Here is a 5,435-nt window from a genome sequence, read left to right on the forward strand (position 1 = left end):
GCCCGGTTCTCCGGGCCGGCCGTCGCCATGTCAACTGGGGTTGACGCGCCGGGTGTGTCAACGTAAGTTGACACTATGACCGAAGCAACGGATCTCGCCGAGCGCGCGGGCGACCGTGACCCCCGGATCGGGCTGCGGGCCGTCGCCGCGCTGCGGAGGCTGCTGGAGCAGCTGGAGTCGGTGCAGGTGCGCAGCGCGCGCAATCAGGGCTGGTCGTGGCAGGAGATCGCCGCGGAACTCGGAGTCAGCAGGCAGGCCGTGCACAAGAAGTACGGGAGGCATTGATGTTCGAACGGTTCACGAAAGACGCCCGTGCCGTGGTCCTGGGGGCCGTAGAGCACGCCGAACGCTCCCATGCGAGGGAGGTGACCGAGGAGCACCTTCTCCTCTCCCTGCTGGACCGACAGGCCAGCCGCGCCTCGTTCGCCCTGGCCGCGCTGGGGCTGGGGGAGGCCGATCGCCGGGACTCCGTGGAGCGGGCTCTCGCCGAGGCCCGCCGCCGGGGCGGCCTCTCCCGCGCCGACGTGGACGCCCTCTCCGGCCTCGGCATCGACCTCTCGGAGATCGTCTCCCGTGTTGAAGAAGCCCATGGGGTCGGGGCGTTGGAGTCGGGCGGGAAGGGGGCCGGGGGTGGCCGGGGGCGCCGCTCGGGCCACCGCCCCTTCACCCGCGACGCCAAGGACGTCCTCACCCGCTCCCTCCGTACCGCTCACGCCCACCACGACCGCCACATCGGCGACGAACATCTCCTCCTCGCCCTCACCACCCGCCCCGGGGTCCTGGCCGAGGTCCTCGCGGACCACGGGGTGACGTACGAGGCGCTGGAGCGGGTCCTCTATGGCGCCGGGGAGGCCAAGGCGGGGTGAGTGGGGCGGGGCTTTCGTGAACCTCGGGGGTGCGGATTCGGTGTCGGGTTCGGGGTGGCGGCGGTTGTGCGTCGCGGGCTGCTCGTTCGTCGTGGCTTGTCGCGCCCAAGAGGCGGAGCCGCATGTCGATACAGCCCCGCGCCCCTGAAGGGGGTATGCCCCTTCCCGGCTCACCCCCGGGGCGCCCGCAGCACCACTCCGATGTGGGCCGCCGCCGTCGACAGGTGGCGGCGGGCGTCGCGGAGTTGGTCCTCGGTCACGCCGTGGTCGCGGGCCGCGTCGCGGATGTCGTCGCGGAAGCGGTCCAGGAGGCGGTCGAGGTCGCGGGCCGGGTCGCCCGTGGGGGTCTCGTGCACCCAGGCGGGTTCGTAGTCGGCCGGGAAGTCCTCGGGAGTGGTCGAGTACTCGGGCTGCCCGACGCCGGTTCGGGTACCGGTCCTGCTCCCGGCGCCAAAACCTGCTGAGGCGTCAGCCCCTGTACCGGTACTCGCACCGGTCCCCGTGCTTGTGCCCGTCCCGGTCCCCGTGCTTGTGCCCGTCCCGGTCCCCGTGCTTGTGCCCGTCCCGGTCCCCGTGCTTGTGCCCGTGCCGGTCCCCGTGTCCGTGCCGGTCCCCGTGTCCGTGCCCGTCCCGGTCCCCGTCCCGGTCCCCGTCCCGGTCCCTGTCCCGGTCCCCGTCCCGGTCCCTGTCCCCGTAGCTCCCTTCGTGCCAGTCGCTCCCGTGCCGGACCCCGCCCCCGTGCGCCCGAAGCCGAAGTCCTTGCCGAACTCCTTTCCGAAGTCCTTCCCGAACTCGCCGAACTCCTTGGCCAGTTCGGTCAGACCCTCGCGCACGCCCGTCGGCCAGTCGCCCCGGGTGAAGTGGTCCTGGACGTGGTCCTGGACCCGCTTGGCGATGCGCTGCAGCTCCTCCTGGGCCTGGGTGCGCGCATGGTCCTGAGCCTCCTTGGCCTGTCGGCGGGCGCGCTGGGCCTCCTCGCGGGCCCGTCGGCTCTCGTCCTTCGCGCGGCGGGCCTGCTCCTTCCACTCCTGCTTGACGCGGCGCATCTCCTCCTTCGCGGCGCGCCAGGACTCGTTGTCGGCGTACGCCCCGGACTCTCCGAGCGGCCCCTGCTCCCCGTCGCCCGGCCCGCCGCCCTTGCGGGCCTCGGAGGCCGCCGCCCGCATCTCACGGCGCAGGTCGCCCGCCGCGCCGCGTACGTCGGCCCGGATCTCGGCGGCCAGCTCCGCCACCGACTCGCGGATCTCCAGCTCCAGGTCGGCCAACTCGCCGCTGCGGTCGGCCAGTTCGGCGCGGCCCGCGTCCGTGATCGCATACACCTTGCGGCCGCCCTCGGTGGTGTGGGTGACCAGGCCCTCGGCCTCCAGTTTGGCCAGGCGGGGGTAGACGGTGCCGGCCGAGGGCGCGTACAGGCCCTGGAAGCGTTCCTCCAGCAGCCGGATCACCTCGTAACCGTGGCGCGGCGCCTCGTCCAGCAGCTTCAGCAGATACAGCCGCAGGCGTCCGTGGGCGAAGACGGGAGGCATGTCAGAGCACCTTCTTGTCGGTCGTGCGGTCGGTCGTGCCGTCGGCCCGGTTGGCGGTCCCGGTGATGTCCGGGCTGTCGCTCGGGCCGCTGGCCGGTGTGCCGGTCGAGGTGTCGGCGGTCGGGGCGGGCGCGTGGCCGGGTGAATTGCCCGACAGCTCGGATGAGCCGTCGGACGGATTGTCGGTCACACCGCCGGGCCGGGCGGCAGGAGGGGGGCCGGAGACGCCATCGGTTCGGTCGACGGGTGAGGCGCCCGGCGGAGCACCTGACGGGGCGCTGGGCGCGCCGCCACGCGAAGCCGCGCCCGGCGACATCGATGGGCTGGTGCCCGACGGGTCGGTGCCCGCCGGCCCGACGCTGTTCGCGGCGATCCTCGACGGCCCTGCGCCGCTGGACGCTACCGTCGGCGACCCCGCCCCGCTCGACGTCGCGCCCGACGGTCCCGGCTTCCCGTTCTCCCGTATCCCGGTGCCCGGCCCCGGGCCGCCGCCCTTTTCCAGGCCGTCGCCCGCTCGCGGATCCCCGGCTTCCTCCGAGCCCCCACTTCCCGGCCACTCGTCCCATGGTGCGTCCTCCGCCGGTGGCCTGCGGAGGAGGGCGATGGAGCCGGAGACGGTGGTGGCCTTGAGGCGGCCGTTGCCCGTGCCGAGGCGGCCGGTGACCTTGTGGGCGCCCCAGGGGCCGCTGACGCGGAGGTCTTCGAAGGCGTTGGAGATGGTGCCGCTGGCGGTGTTGGCCTCGACCTCGGCGTCGGTGGGCTGGGGGAGGCGGATGGCGATCTCGCCGGAGACGCTGGTGAGGCCGACGTCGGTGGGGCCGCCCGTGGGGTCGAGGTCGACGATGATGGAGCCGCTCACCGAGTCGGCCTTCACGGTGGGGCAGGAGCCCTCCATGACGGTCAGGTCCCCGGAGAAGGAACTGAGCCGGAGGTCTCCCGTGAGGGCCTGCGCCTCCACGTTCCCCGACACCGTCGTGGCGCGCACCGGGCCCGACAGCCCGACCAGGGTGGTGTCGCCCGAGATGCCCTTCACCTCCGTACGCCCGTCCAGTCCGGACACGACGGCCGTGGCGCCGACCACGCCCACCTCGACACGGGTGCCCGTCGGAACGGCGAGCGACACCAGTACGTTGCGACGCCGGCCCTTCCGGTCGAGCCACTTCAAGAAGCCCTTCCAAGGCAGATCGTCGTAGGCCACGGTCAGCGTGCCGTCCTTCTGCGTCACCGTCAGAGGAGGGCCCTCGACATCGGACACCTCCAGGCGGGCGGAACCCTCGTCGGTGCCCACCACGTTCACTGTTCCGTTGACGACTCGCACCTGCAGTGCCGTCACCGGTTCGTCGAACGTGAGCTTCCGCGGCTCGGCGACGGACCACTCGGACATGGTGCTGACCTCCTCGACAGACCGACAAGACGGAACACGCCACACAACGCCACTCGCCGTACGCCGTACACTTCATACGCGTAATATCGCGTCTTCCGTAATTCACGATATATCGCGGTCGCGGAAAGTCAAGACACCCGTTCGGGTGATCCCGCAGGGATATGTGAGCGCAAATCGCCCTAACGTGGGTTCATGTCGACGGAACGCTCCCAGGGATCCCGTGCCCCCCGGCCCACCCGCGCCCCCGGCGCGCTCCTGCTCTGCCGGGCGGATCCCGACTCCGTGGCCCCCGTCGCCCAGCTGCTCCGCGAACGCATGCTGCTCACCCCGGCCGGCCCGCAGTGGGCCGCGCTCGTCCCCGAGGGGAAGCCCTGGCTGGAAGGTGGAGAACCCGTCGATCGCGTCCTCACCGGCTGGGCGACCGCCCTCGCCGTCGGCGCCCCCTGGCCCGTGCTCGCTCTCTGGTGGGATGCCGACCGGGGCGGCTACACCCTTGCCGCCGGTTTCCGCCGCACCGTCGGCTACGTATGGCTCGCGAACGGCACCCCGGTCGGTGAGGACGAGGCGATGCGCACGTTCGCCGCCCGCCTGGGCCTGGATCCGGTCCTCGACACGCAGTCCCTGGACGACCTCACGAAGCCCGACCCGGCGGCGGACGCCCGGGCGCGCCTGCAGGGTCTCGTCGCCGTCCTCGCCCGCGCGGGAGTGACGCTCCCCGCCGGCCTCACCCCGGGCGAACCAGCGGACCGTCTCCGCGAGGTCGCCCGTGTCCAGCCCGGCGTCCAGCGCATCGAGTGGACCGGCTGGCGCGGGGCGGTCCGCACGGAGCTCGACGCCCTCGAACGCGGCCGCCTCGGACCCTGGCTCCCCTGGGCCGGCACCCCCGGAGCCCGCGCCCTCGCCGCCGCCCAACTGCTGGCCGGTCTACCAGTCACCGCCTGGGGCCTCCACCGCCGAAGCGCCGGCTGGCTCGCCGCCGGCGGTCTCCTCGTCGCCCATGGCGCCCTCGGCCTGCTGTACGACCTGGCCCACCCGCGCGACTGACCGTCCTCGTCGGCGACTGGCCGCCCCCGTCGGGCCGCGGCTCCTCGTAGTCCAGGCGGCTACTCGTCCTCGTCCTCGTCGTCCAGCCGCGCCAGCCATGTCGCCAGCCGCTCCACCGGCACCTCGAAGTCCGGGTTCAGGTCGACGAACGTCCGCAGCTGCTCGGCGAGCCACTCGAAGGTGACCTCTTCCTCGCCGCGCCGCTTCTCCAGTTCCTCGATGCCGCGGTCGGTGAAGTACATGGCTCGCTCTCCTGGGTGCGTACGTGGTCGATGTGCCGCTCACAGCGTACGAAACCGAAAGGGGTCCCTCGTCCGGCCGATCCAGCGCCAAGGGTGTGCAGCCCGCAGATTCATGGACAACTGCCCCTTTCGTCCCTTTTGGGCGCCTGTTCGCGGAGCGGTGGGAGGTCCGAACCTGATGACGGCCGTGCTCGTCACGGCGCCGCGTCAGCTCGCGGTCGGGGCCGTACGCGGCGGCCGTACCTTCTGGCCCGTTCCCAACGGAAGGGCCCGCCCCGAGTCGCGAGAACACGGGGGGGGCCCCACGGTCGTAAGGGCAGCGAGGACTACGCCACGTACACCTCACGCACCCACAGCTACGGCTCCGCCTGGT

At 72.6% G+C, this 5,435-nt stretch carries 5 protein-coding genes and 1 pseudogene; 3 read left to right on the plus strand and 3 right to left on the minus strand.

Going from position 1 to position 5,435, the window contains the following annotated elements; all coding sequences use genetic code 11:
- Positions 1–75: 75 nt before the first annotated feature.
- Positions 76–285 (plus strand): helix-turn-helix domain-containing protein, encoded by a 210-nt coding sequence (locus ACFU53_RS46285; protein ID WP_033525401.1) that lies wholly within the window; start codon positions 76–78, stop codon positions 283–285.
- The gene (locus ACFU53_RS46290; protein ID WP_384006235.1) at positions 285–866 is read left to right on the plus strand and encodes a Clp protease N-terminal domain-containing protein; all 582 of its coding nucleotides are present in this window, start codon (positions 285–287) and stop codon (positions 864–866) included. The genes ACFU53_RS46285 and ACFU53_RS46290 overlap by 1 nt, the downstream gene beginning before the upstream one ends.
- Before the next feature lie 170 nt (positions 867–1,036).
- Here ACFU53_RS46290 and ACFU53_RS46295 read toward each other — a convergent pair whose 3' ends face one another.
- Both ACFU53_RS46295 and ACFU53_RS46300 read right to left on the minus strand, forming a co-directional pair.
- On the minus strand, positions 1,037–2,392 hold the full coding sequence (locus ACFU53_RS46295) for a helix-turn-helix transcriptional regulator (protein ID WP_384006237.1): 1,356 nt from the start codon (positions 2,390–2,392) through the stop codon (positions 1,037–1,039).
- Positions 2,393–2,956: 564 nt separating this feature from the next.
- Positions 2,957–3,776, minus strand: a pseudogene (locus tag ACFU53_RS46300) (DUF4097 domain-containing protein); the annotation flags it as partial.
- Between the two features lie 192 nt (positions 3,777–3,968).
- Between ACFU53_RS46300 and ACFU53_RS46305 the strand changes: the two are divergent.
- Positions 3,969–4,820 carry a hypothetical protein gene (locus tag ACFU53_RS46305; protein ID WP_384006239.1) on the plus strand — a complete coding sequence of 284 codons (852 nt, stop codon included), beginning with the start codon at positions 3,969–3,971 and terminating at the stop codon, positions 4,818–4,820.
- A gap of 59 nt (positions 4,821–4,879) precedes the next feature.
- Here the strand turns inward: ACFU53_RS46305 and ACFU53_RS46310 are convergent, their stop codons facing one another.
- Complete coding sequence (locus ACFU53_RS46310) at positions 4,880–5,062, minus strand: DUF6104 family protein (RefSeq protein ID WP_003961784.1); 183 nt, start codon at positions 5,060–5,062, stop codon at positions 4,880–4,882.
- Between the last annotated feature and the right edge of the window lie 373 nt (positions 5,063–5,435).

The organism is Streptomyces sp. NPDC057474, from assembly GCF_042802555.1.
Taxonomy (GTDB): domain Bacteria; phylum Actinomycetota; class Actinomycetes; order Streptomycetales; family Streptomycetaceae; genus Streptomyces.